This window comes from uncultured Acetobacterium sp., from assembly GCF_927416815.1.
Taxonomy (GTDB): Bacteria; Bacillota; Clostridia; order Eubacteriales; family Eubacteriaceae; genus Acetobacterium.
This window is the reverse complement of record NZ_CAKMJU010000026.1, coordinates 49,827-66,001: the sequence shown is the minus strand read 5'-3', so window position 1 is coordinate 66,001 and position 16,175 is coordinate 49,827. Positions and strand designations below refer to the sequence as shown.

The 16,175-nt window shown below is 46.3% G+C and carries 11 protein-coding genes; 9 read left to right on the top strand and 2 right to left on the bottom strand.

The window, feature by feature from the left end; all coding sequences use genetic code 11:
• Nucleotides 1-211 precede the first annotated feature (211 nt).
• Genes QZ998_RS04425 through QZ998_RS04415 form a run of 3 tightly spaced genes read left to right on the top strand, consistent with a single transcriptional unit; the run spans nucleotide 212 to nucleotide 3,436 of the window.
• Nucleotides 212-853: a cobalamin-dependent protein gene (locus QZ998_RS04425; RefSeq protein WP_296558351.1), complete on the top strand. Its 642-nt coding sequence runs from the start codon at nucleotides 212-214 to the stop codon at nucleotides 851-853.
• Complete coding sequence (locus QZ998_RS04420) at nucleotides 850-1,914, top strand: uroporphyrinogen decarboxylase family protein (protein ID WP_296558349.1); 1,065 nt, start codon at nucleotides 850-852, stop codon at nucleotides 1,912-1,914. The genes QZ998_RS04425 and QZ998_RS04420 overlap by 4 nt, the downstream gene beginning before the upstream one ends.
• Complete coding sequence (locus QZ998_RS04415; RefSeq protein ID WP_296558348.1) at nucleotides 1,904-3,436, top strand: diguanylate cyclase; 1,533 nt, start codon at nucleotides 1,904-1,906, stop codon at nucleotides 3,434-3,436. The genes QZ998_RS04420 and QZ998_RS04415 overlap by 11 nt, the downstream gene beginning before the upstream one ends.
• Nucleotides 3,437-3,508: 72 nt before the next feature.
• Here the strand turns inward: QZ998_RS04415 and QZ998_RS04410 are convergent, their stop codons facing one another.
• A complete protein-coding gene (locus tag QZ998_RS04410; protein ID WP_296558347.1) occupies nucleotides 3,509-6,592 on the bottom strand; it encodes a methyl-accepting chemotaxis protein in 3,084 nt (1,027 codons plus the stop codon).
• Between the two features lie 537 nt (nucleotides 6,593-7,129).
• Here QZ998_RS04410 and QZ998_RS04405 point away from each other — a divergent pair.
• From QZ998_RS04405 to QZ998_RS04390, 4 genes are all read left to right on the top strand, one after another.
• Complete coding sequence (locus tag QZ998_RS04405; RefSeq protein ID WP_296558346.1) at nucleotides 7,130-8,611, top strand: helix-turn-helix transcriptional regulator; 1,482 nt, start codon at nucleotides 7,130-7,132, stop codon at nucleotides 8,609-8,611.
• A gap of 95 nt (nucleotides 8,612-8,706) precedes the next feature.
• Nucleotides 8,707-9,333, top strand: a complete 627-nt coding sequence (locus QZ998_RS04400; protein ID WP_296558345.1) for a toxin-antitoxin system YwqK family antitoxin — start codon at nucleotides 8,707-8,709, stop codon at nucleotides 9,331-9,333.
• Nucleotides 9,334-9,515: 182 nt separating this feature from the next.
• Nucleotides 9,516-10,736 carry an EAL domain-containing protein gene (locus QZ998_RS04395; protein ID WP_296558344.1) on the top strand — a complete coding sequence of 407 codons (1,221 nt, stop codon included), beginning with the start codon at nucleotides 9,516-9,518 and terminating at the stop codon, nucleotides 10,734-10,736.
• Nucleotides 10,737-11,042: 306 nt separating this feature from the next.
• Entirely contained in the window at nucleotides 11,043-12,512 is a 1,470-nt protein-coding gene (locus QZ998_RS04390) for a helix-turn-helix transcriptional regulator (RefSeq protein ID WP_296558342.1), read from the top strand.
• Between the two features lie 135 nt (nucleotides 12,513-12,647).
• Here QZ998_RS04390 and QZ998_RS04385 read toward each other — a convergent pair whose 3' ends face one another.
• Nucleotides 12,648-13,601 (bottom strand): calcium/sodium antiporter, encoded by a 954-nt coding sequence (locus QZ998_RS04385; protein ID WP_296558340.1) that lies wholly within the window; start codon nucleotides 13,599-13,601, stop codon nucleotides 12,648-12,650.
• Nucleotides 13,602-13,902: 301 nt separating this feature from the next.
• On the opposite strand from QZ998_RS04385, the gene QZ998_RS04380 reads away from it, so the two are divergent.
• On the top strand, nucleotides 13,903-14,328 hold the full coding sequence (locus QZ998_RS04380) for a VOC family protein (RefSeq protein ID WP_296558338.1): 426 nt from the start codon (nucleotides 13,903-13,905) through the stop codon (nucleotides 14,326-14,328).
• Between the two features lie 229 nt (nucleotides 14,329-14,557).
• Entirely contained in the window at nucleotides 14,558-16,159 is a 1,602-nt protein-coding gene (locus QZ998_RS04375; RefSeq protein WP_296558337.1) for a cation:dicarboxylase symporter family transporter, read from the top strand.
• Nucleotides 16,160-16,175 lie beyond the last annotated feature (16 nt).

Genomic DNA, 16,175 nt, shown 5'->3' with positions numbered 1-16,175 from the left:
TAGATAGGTGCAAAAAAAGAAAAATATGATGGCGGGACGCGTAACAAAACTGTCCTTGATTAACGGCTTAAGAATAGGGTAGAATAAGTACAATTAAAGATGCTAATAGATGGCATTCTAATAGGCGGCATAATAATAGCCAGTAGCCGACGTGATAACAAGATCGAATTACTAGGGAACGAATAAAAGAATTACGAAAGTTGGTAAGCAGATGGAACAGAAAAACAATCACAGACAGCTTTTTTTAGACGCCTTGTTGGCGATGGATCGGATCGGTTCCGAAAAGGTGTTACGCGATGCGGCTCAACAGCAACAGTCTTTTGAGGCAGTCGAGCAGATCATCTCCGAAACCCTAAATATCATTGGGGAAGGCTGGGAAATCGGTGATTATTCCTTGTCGCAGATTTATATGAGCGGGGTAATCTGCGAGGAGATCATCACCCGGATGCTGCCGGAATTTCGCCGTGACCGCAAAAACAGCCCTAAAATCGGCATCGGTGTGCTGATTGATCATCACGCTCTGGGTAAGCGGATTGTTAAGGCTGTGGTGCAGGCGGAAGGCTTTGAGATCTTTGATTTTGGGGATGGTCTTTCAGTCGAGGAAATCGTCGATAAAACGATGGCCTACCGCATCGATGTGTTACTGGTCTCGACCCTGATGCTACCATCAGCCCTGAAGGTTAAAGAAATACGCCAACAATTTGATCACCGCAAAATAAAAACTTGGCTGATTGTCGGCGGGGCTCCGTTTCGCTTGGATAGTAGCCTGTGGCTACAGGTTGGCGCCGATGCCGATGGCAAAAATGGCACGGCCGTGATTCCGATGATTGAAAGGCTGGTGGCGACACAATGAAAACTGAAATGACATCAATGGAGCGGGTCTTAACCGCCTTATCCCATCAGGAACCAGATCGGGTACCGCTGCTACTGTTATTCTCGCTTTATGGCGCCCGAGAACTGGAAATGTCAATTAAAGACTATTTTATGGATCCGGAGCTGGTTGTAAAAACCCAACTGATGTTGCAAAAAAAATACCGCAGCGACTGCCTCTATAGCTTTGCTTATGGGGCGATAGAAACCGAGGCCTTTGGCGGTGAGGTAGTCTTTACCGATGATGGTCCGCCCAACGCCGGGGAACCGCTGATTGGGAGCCTTGATCTGATTCCCAGCCTGAATCTGCCGGATATTGGCAGTAGCCCGGGTCTGCAGCGGATTCTTGCGGTAACCCGCGGCCTTAAACAGGCGGCTGGCGACAGCATCCCGATTATCGGGGTGGTGGTGGCGCCCTTTTCCTTGCCGGTGATGCAGTTGGGTTTTGAAAAATACCTCGAACTGATTTATTTCAGACCTGAGCTGTTTGCCCAGCTGATGGCGCTTAATAGTGCCTTTTGTGTTAAATGGGCCAATGCCCAGCTGGCTGCCGGAGCGACGGCGATCTGTTATTTTAATCCGCTGGCTTCACCGACGATGATTGAGAAAGATACCTATTTGAAAATCGCTTATCCGCTTGATTGCCAGACGCTGGCAAAGATCAAGGGGCCGACCGCCACTCATCTGGCCTCGGGGATAACGCTGCCGGTGCTGGATGAGATTATCGCCAGCAAAACCGCTATTTTGGGCTTTGGTCAGTGTGATGATGTCACCTGCTTAAAGGCGCGCGCCAGCCATAAGATTGCCTTGGTCGGGAACCTCAATGCAATCGAAATGGTCAACTGGAGCCCTGAAAAAGCCCAGTCAACCGTCAAAACGCTGATCAGTCAAGCGGCAGCCGGGGGCGGCTTTCTGATTTCCGACTCACATGGGGAAATTCCTTATCAGGTACCGCCGGAGGTTTTAGTAAACATTGCCGACACCGTAGCAGAGTGGGGACAGTATCCCCTCAAATCGATAGGAGTGGATCAGGATGCATCTTAATCTCTATGTTTGTGAAAATTTCGCCTGGGATTATCGCCAGATTATTGAGAAAAACGACTATGGTTTTGTCACCGTGGTGCCGTTTGCCTGCATCTGTAGTGACCGTAAAAAGAAGCAGGCGGTGGCACAGCAAATTTCTACGGATCAGGGCAACAAGATGATCATCACCAGCCGTGACTGTGGGGTCGCAAAAATGGTATCTCAGGACGATGATTTAACCGTCATTTATGAGGGGGATCATTGTTTTCACGATTATCTCAATGAAAAATTTATTGATTACATCATCGTAAAAGGCGGCTATATTCTCACTGGCGGCTGGCTTCATCGTTGGGAAAAATGGCTGTTTGAAGGGGGCTTTGACCAAAAAACAGCGCGCCAGTTCTACGCCGAGTCCTGCTCTGAGCTGGTGCTGCTCGATACCGGCAATGATCCGACCATTGAGACAAAGCTGGCCGCTTTTGCCGATTATATCAATCTGCCCTATCGGATGATCTATGTCGGCACAGAGGGGTTGTCGCTTTATCTGGGCAGACTGATCAATGATTGGCGCCAGACTCGCGAAGGGCTAAAAGAGGAAAAGCAGCTGCTCGAAGATCTTAAGAAACAGGGCGCCGAATATGCGGCAGTCCTGCATATCATCGAGGAAATCACCGGCTTTACAAAAAAGCGCGATATCATTGCTAAAATTAAAGAGCTCTTTCATTTTATTTTTGGTGCCGGACGGGTGCGCTTTCTAGAGCGCGGTGATGACGATTATTTTGAAACCTATCTCAGCGACGAATTTCTAGACCCTGATGACGAATTTAAAATCGATCAAAGCAGTCATTATCTGGTGGTCAAGCTGATCCGCTATGGCGAAATCTTTGGCGCCCTGGAAATTGGAGACTTTCAAAAACCAGAGAAAATTAATGACTATGCCAACTTTGCCCTGAGTATTGCCAGGGTTAGCGCTTTGGCCATTTCTAATTCGGTACAGTATGAGCTGCTCGAACGATCCCGCGATGAGGTTGCCTATATCAGTTATCATGATTCGCTGACCGGTCTGTATAACCGCAATTATTTTAATCAGGAGATAAACAAGCAGCCAATCCCCGCCAATGTCTGCGCCTTTGTGTGTGACATCGACGGTCTTAAGCGGGTTAACGACGATTATGGCCATGCTTGGGGGGATGAGTTGATCATCGCGGCCGGCCGGGCACTCAAAAAAGCCTTTCGAGAAACCGATCTGGTGGCCAGAGTGGGCGGTGATGAGTTTTATATCATTGTCTATGACTGTGATATCAATACCACCGAAACCCTAAAACAGCGGCTTGCGACGATTATTGCAAAACATAATGACAGCATTGCTGAACCCGTCTTAAAGCTGGGTCTTTCGGTCGGCTACTACCACGGCGATGAAGGCAAAGCACCTGGCGATAAGCCCTGGACTTGGGAAGAAATCTTCCACCAGGCCGACCAGCGGATGTATGCCCAAAAATCCGAAAGAAAGCAAAAAAATAAGAACAGCCTACTCAATAAATAACAAAACCCCCAAGCCGGCGTACCGGATGGGGGTTTTCGTGTTAATTCGTGTTAAATTGATATTGATTTTCTTTTAATACTTATCGTTGTCGAGATCCCAGTCATCGAGCCGGATTTCAGGCTCTTTAGGGATCGGCGCGTCGGGTATGTGATGTTTTACGATCGGTGGGGCGACACGATTGCCGTTGTACTGATCCTTTAAGGCAAAGCTGCCGACCATTTGTTTAAGCATTTCGGCTTGACCGGAGAGTTCCTCGCTGGCGGCAGCGCTTTCCTCAGCAGTGGCCGAGTTGGTTTGAACGACGTGGGAAACCTGCTCAATACCCTGGGTAATCTGAGCGATCTCTGAGGCCTGATCGTTGGAAGCTTGGGCGATATTACCGACTAGTGACGTGACTTTCTCGATATCAGAAAGGATCTGGGTCAGGCTTTCGGCGGTTTCATCGGCAATTTTTGTACCAACTACGACCTTGTCAATCGAGCCTTCGATCAGTCCGGTGGTTTCTTTGGCGGCTTCAGCAGAGCGAGCGGCCAGCGTTCGGACTTCTTCGGCGACGACCGCAAAGCCCTTGCCATGTTGGCCGGCGCGGGCGGCTTCGACGGCCGCATTGAGCGCCAGAATATTGGTCTGGAAAGCAATGTCATCAATCACTTTGATGATTTTTGAAATATTTTGTGATGAGCTATTAATGTCAACCATCGCAGTAACCATGTTATTCATCCGGACATTGCCGATTTCGGCGTTGTTGCGAACTTCAATCGAGCGTTGGTTGGCTTCATTGGCACGCATCGCATTTTGTTTAGTTTCCTGGGCGACCTCATCGATTGAGGCGGTTAGTTGCTGAATCGCACTGGCTTGTTCAGTGGCGCCCTGAGCTAACGCCTGACCACCATCGGAAATCTGACGGGAACCACTTTCGACTTGTAGGGCGGCGGTGTTAATATCCGATAGGGTACCGCTTAAGCTGCCAGTAATGCTGTTAAGCGCCAATTTAATGGCCTGGAAGTCGCCTAAATAGGTGGTGGTAATTTCCTGATTGAGATTGCCGCGACCGATTTCTTCTAAGGTATGGGTAATTTCTTTGACATATTCTTTCAAGAAGGCAATGGTCTGGTTCATATCGTTTTTGATTTGACCATGCTGGCCTTTGAAATCGCCGTGCATTTCGATATGGAGGTTACCCTGAGACAGTTCTTTCAGAGTAGCCGAGGCGGCGTTGATCGGTTCGATAACGACATCGAGGGTCTGATTGAAGCCTTCGACCACCTTGGCGTATTCGCCCTGGAATTTGGTGACATCACCACGATTGGTCAGATCCCCCTCGACGGCAATCCGGGTCATCGTTTGGGTTTCGGTTACCAGCAGGGCAATGCTTTCGATCATTGAAATCAGGCTTGGCACCAAGGTGTCATTGGCGCTGCGTTGGCCAATTTCCTTTAAGGCGTCAAGATCACAAAGGTTACCAGCGGCAATATTGGTGGTGATTTCGATGATTCGGGTCAGCTGGTCATGTACGCCATTGATCGATTCGCCAATTTCGGCATAAATACCGGTATAGTTGCCTTCAAAATTTTGCGACAGATCGTTGGCGCTAAGCAGTGCCAGCACCTCTTTCCCTTCGGTCAGGGCACCCAAGCCGTCGATACAGGCGTTGATGCTATTTTTCAGGTCGTTGAAATCACCCTTGTATTCGGTTGTAATTGGTGGTGGGATGACCCCGTTGCCAATGCGCTCAATCGCCTTAGTAGCGACTTTAAGGGGTTTGACAAAGGTATTGACCATGTTGTTGAGACTGATGATCATGTCCTTATAGGCTCCGCTATACTCGGTGGTGTTGCCACGGTAGTTAAGCTGACCATCCTGGGCAGCCGTGCCGATTTTTTTAATCCCTTGGTTGACCTTGCTCATTTCCGCAACCATCTCAATCAGCGAGTAGGCCAGCACATCCTTGTTGGACTGGGGAATGATCTCAACGTCGAAATCACCCTGCGATAAACGTTGGGCGGCATCAGCCTGGTCTTTGCGATTTTTGATGATTGTAGCAAAGGAATCCATCAGCGCGCCGATTTCGTCCTCACTCGATGCGCTAATCGTCAGATCGACATCACCGAGTGCCATCTGATCGGCCAGGGCAGTTAAATCAACAATCGGTTTGCTGATCTTTTTAGCCAGATAATAGGCCGCGGCGCCGCCCAGTAACAGCGCCATCAGCGAGACCAGCATCGTAATATTGCGCAAGTTGGTCATTGGAGCTAGCACATCACTTTCAAACTGGGTGATGACCAGTGTCCAATCGGTACCGGGAATCGGGGCGGTGGCACCGATCTTGCTTTCGCCATCATAAAGATAGGTAATCCGTCCGGTTTGTCCGACACCCAGCTCTTGAATCGCCAGGCCAAAATCTTTCCATGCGCCGTTTTCGTCTATGTCGGTAAAGATATTGGCTTGTTCCTCGACTACCGCGTCATTGGGATGGGCCATTAAATCGCCATTGGCACATATAACCAGGCCATACTGACGGACGCCATCACCCATGGCATTGGTAATGTCCTTTAAAAAGGTTGGATCACGGCGGCCGACCAGTAAGCCAACGACCTGACCATTACTTTTTATCGGAGCGACATCAAAGACGACCGGCTTTAGGGTGACCTTGCAGACGGCGACGTCAGAAATGGCGGTCTCGCCCTTGAACCCATTCTCATACCAGAATTGACCGGCAGCGTCAAATTCGCCACCGCCGGCTAGATATTTGGCATGACCATTTAGATCCATAACGGCGATATCCTCGTAACCAAGCTTTTCGACATCAGCAGCTAAAGCCGCGACCTGGGTGGGATAGTCCATCGAGGCGATCCCCTGGCGCAGGGTCACCTGACTGAGGGTTTCCAGATTACCGGCGATGATCGCCGCCACATGGGCAGCGCCTTCAGTCGTATACTTCTCGGCATCGGCATTGGCTTGTTCTATAATGGCTGATGAGCCGATGCTATAGGAGATAATGCCAAGGGCGATAACGGCAACCGCCAGGATGCTCAGGGTAAAGCCTAGCACCTTGGTGGACAGGTGTTTTTTGATGATACGCCGCTGATTACCAAGAGTCGGCTCGGTGATCGGAATCTCAGTATTGTCGATCAGGGATTGTTGATTTTCTTCCATAAATAAACCTCTTTCTATTTTGTTTTCGGGGCAACTACTTTGGTGGTCGGCTCTAAGTGCAGCTCCAATCCTTAAGAATTGTCACACGAGCTGGGTTTAAAGCCGGAGTTTGCAAAGCAAGTTAGCGCTTTGCAGCCAATGACAAAAAAGCGCCAGCAGCTTTGCAATCACGAATGAATCCTAAAGCAGTTCGAAAGCGTTATTATTATATCATTTAGCCAGATAAATTGCTAGTGTTATTGTTAAAAAAAAGTCAAAAAATAGATAAATAAAATACAAGAATCTGGCACTGTAAAGGGGTTTAAAAAAAAGACAGGAAAAAAATGCTGAATAAATTATGAATGTTGAAAAATTTTAAATTGATTTGAACAAAACCACTAGTTTATAGAAAATCACAAAAAATTACACTTGTAAGTGGTTAATAAAAAGATTATGATTAGCTCAGTTAATATGAATAATGAAAGAAATAATTGAAAATAAATCTTTTAGCAAATATAATAAAGTCGGAACAGGCAACATCGAAACAGAGGAGGGATTATGTCATTACTGAGTAAAAAAATCGCCGAATATATTGAAGAAAGCGGTGAAACCACGCAGTCTTTAGCTGAAAAGGCAAACATCAACCGCACCACCCTGCAACGAGTTAAATCCGGGGAACGGCTACCCACCCGGGCTTTTTTTAAGAAAATGACCAGAGCACTGCGGCTATCGGCAGTTGAAGAAGCAGAACTAGAAACCCTACTAGAAATCGCGCAAGTGGGCGAAGGCAGATATCGCAACCGCAAAAAGATCATTGAACTGATCGAGGCTATTTCTGAATTAACCGAGCATCAGATCCCCTTTTCTAAGGAACTGCAGAAAAAGAAATATGGGCAAGCTTCACAGCAGCTTACCGATTCGATGAAGATTGTATCTGGACAAAAACAGGTGCTAAGCCTGATTGAACAAAGTCTTGACGGGGAGCTGGCTGGGCAAGCCGAGCCGGCTGTAAAGCTGGCGATTCCCTATAGCTTTCAGGCGGTTTATGATTATCTTTTTTTACAGATGCTGGGAAATACAAAAAGACTAGATCTTAAAGATGTCCTGACGCTGCGTCGCGAAGTCAACGAGACTGCCGCTGATCCGATGGTAGGTGCACTAAAACACCTGATTGCGCTGACACTGCTGGACAATGTCAATTATCTGTCCCATTGTTGTATCATCGAAACCGATAAAATCGCCGCAGTCCAGGAAATCAGCGCCTTGTTCCCGTATTTTATCCTAACCTCCGCGGCTTTGATCACCATTTCCAGGGATTTAAACCAGGCGATTCGATATCACGACCCAAGCTTTATGTCCTTATATGTTGATAGTTTTCAAGAAATGATCGCGATGACAAAGCCTTTTATTCTAGAGAGCAATGACCTCTTTCGGGTTTTTGATTTAGATCGTAACTTCAAGGTTGAGATCGTCGTTGAACCGTTACCCTGTTTTGCGTATTATACCGATCGGCAAATGTTAGAACGCAAACTGAACAAAGAATTTCCCTGTTATGAGGTCTTGCTGGAGGCGACGGATCGCTATTACAACTATTTCAGGCAGGTCAGCCATGGGATGCTTAATATTTTCTCCCTTAAAAACCTCCGCCAGTTTATGGAAGATGGTAGTCTCGTCTTTCCAGAAGAAATTTATCACCGCTTGACCCCGACTGAGCGGTTGACGACCTTAAGACAGGTGCGAGATGATCTTTTTCATCAGCGACGGCTTCTTTTTGCCCTTGATGATGACAAGCTTTTTTTAAATTCAGCGGTAGAATTCATCTATGAAAGCGACTGCTGCTTACGACTGATTCTGCATTATAAAATTGATGGTCGGGTGGTTTATAAAACCGTTGAGCTTCGCGAACCCGGGATCATTGCGGCATTTAAAGATTTTTTTTGCAATCTGCCGGACAGTGATTACGTTCTGCCGACCGAAAAAACACTGGCAGAAATGGATGCGATGATTCAGGAATACGAATTTGCCGCGGTTACCGGATAAACCTGACAGAGGCTAGCTTAATTTAACAGAAAAACGGGTCGGATTAAGGCAAAAAGGTTTATAATAAAGGTATCAAATCATAAAGCGAGGTAGCTATGGGCGGCATTATTTTTCTTATCCTGGTGTTCATCGTTGGCGTTGGCATCTGGCTCTATCTGCGGTCATCACATAACAGCAGCGGCAGCAGTCAGCAACCGCTGATAAAAATTCCCTGCAAGGACGGTTATATCATGGGTTATTATCTCGGTAGCCGTTTTTTTGGACAACGCTTTGTCAATAACCGACTGGCCTCGGAAGGGGTATTTGTAAATGCCCTCCAGGTCGGAACAGGCAAGGAGTATTACGAAAACGGGACGCTCAAATACGAAGGCTCCTTTGTTAATGGGTTGGCCTCCGGTCAGGGAAAGCTCTATGAGGAAAACGGCAAGCTCAAATATATTGGTAATTTTGCCAATGGTTACGCTTCCGGTCAGGGGCGGATCTTTGATAAAAATGGCAAACTTAAATGCGAAGGCAACTTTGCCCGGCTCCCCAGTAATCAGGAAAAGATCAAAGATCCATCGGTACCGACCGGGTATTGCAAAGAGTATTACGATAATGGCCAGCTCAAATATGAGGGCGAATTTGTCAATGGCGTCTGGCATGGTGAAGGCCGTTCCTATGATCGCAATGGCCGACTTGTTTTTAGAGGAAAATTTAGCAATGGAAAGCCGGCCAAATAAAGCCGCAAGTCGTAGCTGGGCTGGCTTTTGCTGGCAGCACCGGTTCTCTTATTTCAATTACAACGATTCGAGTTACTTGTTAATTTGCATCGCTTGTGCTAAAATATAATTATTATGAATTAGCTCAAAAGTATGATCAATTTTGAGCGGTGAAGCGCAACCGACGCTTCAAAAGGAGGATCATGTTTATTGCGAGACAACCAATTTTTAACGCTGAGCTTGAAGTCTATGGCTATGAGCTTTTATTTCGGCTCAATAATCAGTCTACTCAATTTGGTGGGGTATCATCGCAGGGGGCAACGGCGGGAGTTATCACCGGCCTCTACGAATCGGGGATTGAAAATATCGTTGAAGACAAGCTGGCCTTTATTAATTTTGACGAATTGTTCATCCATTCCAATGCCCTGGAGCTGATCAAGCCCGATCGGATGGTCGTCGAAATGCTCGAAAAAATTCGGATTGATGAAGGCTTAATTGAGCGCCTTAAAGCAATCAAGGAAAAGGGCTATCAGATTGCCCTGGATGATTTTGAAGAAGCCTACCAGAGTTATCCGCTCAGCCCCTATGCCGATATTATCAAGTATGACCTGATGACGACACCATTGGGAACGATTACGACCGATGTCGCTTTGGCGCTGGCGCAGGGAAAAACCCTGTTGGCCGAAAAGGTTGAAACCCAGGATGAATTTAAGCAGGCTAGCCTAATGGGTTTTACCCTGTTTCAGGGTTGCTTTTTTAGCAAGCCTATTATTGCCGGCCATTCGGTCAGCAAGTCGCCGACTAAGCTGCAATATTTCCGACTGATTGCTGAGCTTAAAAAAGAAGATCCCTCCTATGAGACCCTCGCCGATCAGATCGGGCAGGATGTCACCCTGACTTATCGGGTCATGCGGATGGCCAGTGTCCGCTCTAATCACGACCTCGTCAGTTCGATCCGCTATGCCCTGACCTATATGGGGCTTAACGAAATTGAACGGTGGCTGACAATATTAATGCTCCAGGATCTTGGCAAGGACAAGCCTGACGAATTGATGAAAATCTCACTGATCCGTAGTCGCTTTGCTCAAATTGTCGCTAAACGGGCGATGATGTCTTATGATTTCCAGCACGCCGCCGGGATGATGGGCTTGTTTAGTGTCCTCGACGGTATTCTTGATCAATCGATGGCCGAGGCCTTGGCGGGTATTTCCTTACCGCCCTCGATTCCCGAAGCACTGCTTAATGGCAGTGGTCCCCTTTATCCGATTTATGAATTAATCCAAGCCTATGAAAAAGGTGACTGGACAACGACGCTGAACCGTTCCCAGGAGCTAAAAATCGAAAACTATAATTTGTATCACGATTATCGTGAGTCGATCGCTTGGGCCAATGAAATCATCGCCAGTATCAGCCTGGAGCCGTAAGTCGGACTAAGATCGACTCAATCGAATTGAATTAAGATAAATGTGCATTAAAATTGAATTGCATTAGAATAAAATAGAATTATTTCAAAAATAATCGTTTTTTTCAGTTAAGCTGAATAAAGCGATTCTTTTTGATTCTGGATTTGGCATCACCAATGGTCAAGCGCTAAGAAATAAAAATACAAAAAAACATTGGCACACCAAACGCCACATCTTGTTTTAAAGACAAACAGGGCTATAATAAAAGTATCCGATAGTTTTACAAGGTATGATAAAAGTTTAAATAAACCCGAACAGGAGCTGAGCATGACACAATTTAGTAAAAGAATATCAGAACTGATTGACGAGAGCGGCGAAACGATTCAATCGCTAGCAGAGATGGGAAGAATAAACCGTACCACCCTGCAGCGGATTAAAAGCGGGGAGCGGCTGCCCACCAAAAGAGTCTTTGACAATTTGTTAAAAGCATTGCGTCTTTCAAGTGTTGAAGCAGAAGAGCTTCAGACGCTGCTAGAAATAAGTCAGGTAGGTGAACGAGTTTATTATAACCGTCAAAAAATAATCGAGCTGATCGCGATTATTTATGAGCTGACCACTTACCAGATTCCCTTTTCAAAGGAAATTAAGCAAGCGCCGCGGGAAAACATGACGACCCTTTCCCAGGAGCAAATCGAGATTGTCACTGGTCAGCGACCAGTCCTTGCGATGATCGAAAACAGTATCGACCGGGAGCTGTTTGTTAACGATTCGCCCCATTTAAAGCTGGCTATTCCCAGCCATTTTGAACAGGTTTACCATTATATTTTTGGGCAGATGTTAGGAAATCGGAAGCACCTGAGCTTACAGGATGTTCAAAGTTTTCCTGAAACCGGCGACCAAACTGCAGCCGATCCTGGTCTGGGGGCGCTCAAAACACTGATTGGCCTGAGCTTGCTCGATAATGTTACCTATCACTCCAATTACTATTATCAGTCACCCGCTGATAACCAGGAAATCAATGTGCTGTTTCCATATTTTATCCTGACATCGGAAGATGTCGTGACGATTTCCCGCGATTTCAGCCGCGCGGTCCGCTATCATGATCCCGACCTTTATCATTTTTACCAACAGGGATTTGTGACGATCCTGCAACAGACCGAGCCCTTTATTGAAGAAAGCCGCGACCTATTTGCGATCTATTCGCTTGATAATACCTATCGCATCCGTCAGGTGGTTGAACCCTTGCCTTGTTTTGCCTACTATGCTAGCCATCAGATGGTCGCCGACAAGGTACGCAAGGATTTACCCTTCTATGAACCGCTAGTGGCCGCCACCAATCGCTTTTATGATTATTTTAAACAGGAAAACCGCGCCATGATCAATGTCTTTTCGCTCAAAAATCTGGAAACATTTATGGAAGATGGTAATATGTATTTCCCTGAGGAGATCTGTGAACCCTTTAGCGCGGCGGAGCGGTTGATGCTGATAAAACAAGTCAGGGACGATATTGAGGCCGATAACCGCAAGACCTATGCTTTCGATGAAGAAAAAATTGTCCTCAATTCAGCGGTTGAATTTATCAACGAAGCAACCCTCGTTCATTTTATATTGCATTATAAAAATGCTCATAACCAGGTCTTTAAGACGATTAAATTAAAAGAAGCCAACATTGTCGCAGCCTTTGATGACTTTTTTAGAAGCTTGCCCGGTAGTGACTATGTGCTGCCCAAAGAAGTGACGGTCGCGGCGATTGATGGGCTGATTGGCAAATACGAAAGTCGAGCATCGCTTTTATAGCAAATAGATTTAGAGCAAATATTTTTTAGCAAGTGATTCTTAGTAAATAAAAAAACGCGGGTATAAACCGGCGCTTTTTTTATTTTAGGTTCTATTTGTATTTAGGTACTTACCAGTCTTTAAGTTCTTATCAGTTTAAGACACCGCCCGGGTAATAATGAAGACCGTATAGGCGACATAGCCGAGCATCATCAAGACCCCTTCCCAGCGACTGATTTTTTTTGAGGTATACATCATCGGCACGACAACCAACATCGCAGCTAGCAAGATCCACAGATCAGCATAGTTTTCGATGGCAATATCAACGGGATAGATTACCGCGGAAACACCCATTACAAAAAGGACGTTAAAAATATTGGAGCCAACAATATTACCGACGGCAATATCATTTTCACCCTTCTTCGCTGCCACCACCGAGGTGATCAGTTCTGGCAGCGAGGTGCCAATGGCGACGATGGTTAAACCAATCAAGGTTTCCGATAAACCAAACAAAGCGGCGATCTCACTGGCTCCGTTAACCACCAGGTTAGCTCCAAAAATAATTGTTAGCAAGCCACCAATGGTAAAAATAACACTTTTGGGCATCGGCAGGACAAGGATCTCTTCTGCTGATTCTTCTTTTCCCATAATCGAAATCTCGACCATCGAATACAGATAAATCGCAAATAACAACAGTAGAATCCAACCTTCGGAATGGGAGATCACACTGATCGGGTCACCGTTGATCAGGCCATCCATGACCATCAGCATTAATGCGATGGTAGTCAGGATCGCAAAGGGCATTTCTTTAAAGATTGTTTTCGATTTGATACTGATGGGGGTGATAAAGGCCGAGATCCCCAGAATAAAGAGGATGTTGACAATATTGGAACCGACCACGTTCCCAAAAACAATCCCATTGGCCTGATTCAGTGATCCCGAAACACTGACAGCCAGTTCCGGAGCACTGGTGCCAAAGGCCACCAGGGTCAAGCCGATAACCATACTGGGTATATTAAAACGCTTGGCAATAGAGGAAGAACCTTCCACGAAATAATCAGCGCCCTTGACTAATAGTACCAGCCCGATAATTAAGAACAATATACTCACAAAAAACCTCCCAATTTATAATAGTCTTGTTAATTTCAGGCAAAAGTTGTCTACAACCAGATAGGAATGAATAAAAATAAAACTGCCTTTAAGACCCTTATAACAATAACAGCAGATTCGCGTTTGGTCAATTTTATTTTACAGAAATATGTAAAAATTTTACTCGTAACCGTTTAAATTGTAAAATCAAGGCTATATAATGTATCAAAGTGTCTTGGTTCTGTAAAATTGATCCATATTGAAATAACGGCGCGAGCCACAAAAGCTTTGTGTTCGTAGCGAAACAAAAAGGAGTGTTGAGATGCAGATACAACCCTATCTTAGTTTTAATGGAAATTGTCCGGAAGCGATGGAATTTTATGCGGATGTTTTCGGTACTGACCATCCGGAAATCAACTTGTTTGGTGAAATGATACCAGAACAGCAAAAAGCAACCGCGGATCAGATAACCCATCCGGCGGAGTCTGAATCCGATGGTACCCGAGTATTATTCTCAGATATCGCCCCCAAACCTTGGGATGTCCAAAAAAACAAGATTACCCTGGTGATCTTCAGTGACGATCTTGATGAGATTGAAATGCTCTATAATAAATTAAAAGATCAGGGTATCGTGGAGGTCGAACTCCAGGAAACCTTTTGGAGCAAGGCCTATAGTTCAATTATCGATAAATATGGGGTGGTTTGGCAATTAAATTATGATGACGGCCGCATGCATCAGGTGGTATAATAGAGACAAGCTTAGACTAGGATTTACCTCTGATGATAACAATTGCTCAATTAAGACGAATAACACAGGGTAGCACTATCCTGTGTTATTTGTGCGAAAGCCCCCAGCCGATGCTGGCCAAGTTTTTATTGAGATCTTTTATTGAGATCCTTTTTTCCAAATCCGTCAACAGTCAGCGGATGGTTCTTTAAGAATCGCAGTCTTAAGCTACAACGCATAAGGGGGAACCATGGAAATAAAAAAAATCTTACCACTGCAATTATCCAGCCTCGATCAGGCCAATGGCTTTGTTGCGGAGCTGCTCCAAAAATACAAGTGTCCCAAGTCCGACAATATCAAAGCGCAGCTCTTTGTCGAAGAAGCGATTGTCTATTGGGCGGAAAAGGCGGAAGCCAATGCCAGTTTTGAATTATCAATTCAGAAACGCTTTAGAACCATTACCCTGACGATGAACTACTGGGGCAATCCTGAGAACCCATTGACCTTGCCAGAAACCTCAGACGATGAGCAGGCCGACTACCGCCTGATCGGTCAGAATATTTTAATTGGCTTGTCTTCGGTCACCTACTCTTATGAAAAGGGCTGTAACAATGTCTCCTACACCCTCAAACAAAAACCACTTAATCCGGCGCTGACCACCACAATCGCCCTGGTTGGGGCGATCATGACCGGGCTGCTTTTTCAGGCACTGGCACCAGCGCTCGGCAAACAGCTCGGCAGTGTTATACTGACTCCGATTAGTAGTACCTTTTTTGGCTTTCTTAACGCGATTGTCATCCCAGTGCTGTTTTTCTCGGCGATCGGCAGTATTTTCAATATGGATAACCTGGCTCAGATGAAGCGGATCTTTCGGCTACTGCTGACCTGGTCGATGGCAGTTATCCTGGTGGCGGCGGCAGTTTCGCTGGTCGTCGCGCAGCTTTTTCTGCTGGGCGAATCAGGCGCGGCGATACAAGGCGGCCAGAGTGATCTGTGGAATCAGATCGGCGTGATGGTCTTTGGGATTATCCCGACCAATATTATTAAGCCCTTTCTCGACGGCAATACCCTGCAGATTATCTTTCTGGCGATTATCAGCGGGATTGTGATGTTGACCTTAAAGGGTCGCTTTCCGTCGATCACGCGGGTGATTACTGAAGCCAATCTGATCTTTTCAACGATTCTCGATGCGGTCTGCGCGCTGATGCCCGGAGTCGTCTTTATCAGTATCCTGAACATGATCATCTCTGGTGAAGGCACCGCTTTACTGGGGGCCTTTCGACTGATAGCGTTGATTCTCGGCGCCTTTTGGTTAATCGATCTGTTGATGCTATTGAGCCTGGCTGTTTATGAAAAAATCAGCCCGCTAACTTATTTGAAAACCGTATCGCCATTCCTGCTGATTGCCTTATCGACCGCCAGCTCCAGCGCTACCTTTGCCAGCCATACCGCGACCGCCCTAAAAAAACAGAAGATCCGTGATTATTTGGTTCATTTTTCAATCCCGGTCGGGGTGCTCTTTAATAAGCCGCGGATCATTCCGCTGTTATTGTTGACTTCTGTCTTTGTCGGGAATATTTATGGCATCGCTTTTTCATTGCCAGAAATGATTCCGGTGGTGATCTTGTGTATGATTCTCTCGGTGGCGGTGCCGCCCTCGCCGGGAATGGGCGCCTTTCTCTTTACGATTGTCTTCAACCTGCTGGGGATTCCGATCGAAGGCTTGGCGCTGGCGGTCACGATTGCGATCTTTATGGATTACCCGGCCACCACTGGCAACGTGATGACCACCAATATCGGGATGGTCCACACCGAACACCGGCTCAGAGCCATTGAAGCAAAAAAAGCTTGAGCCTCGGTTAAGGATT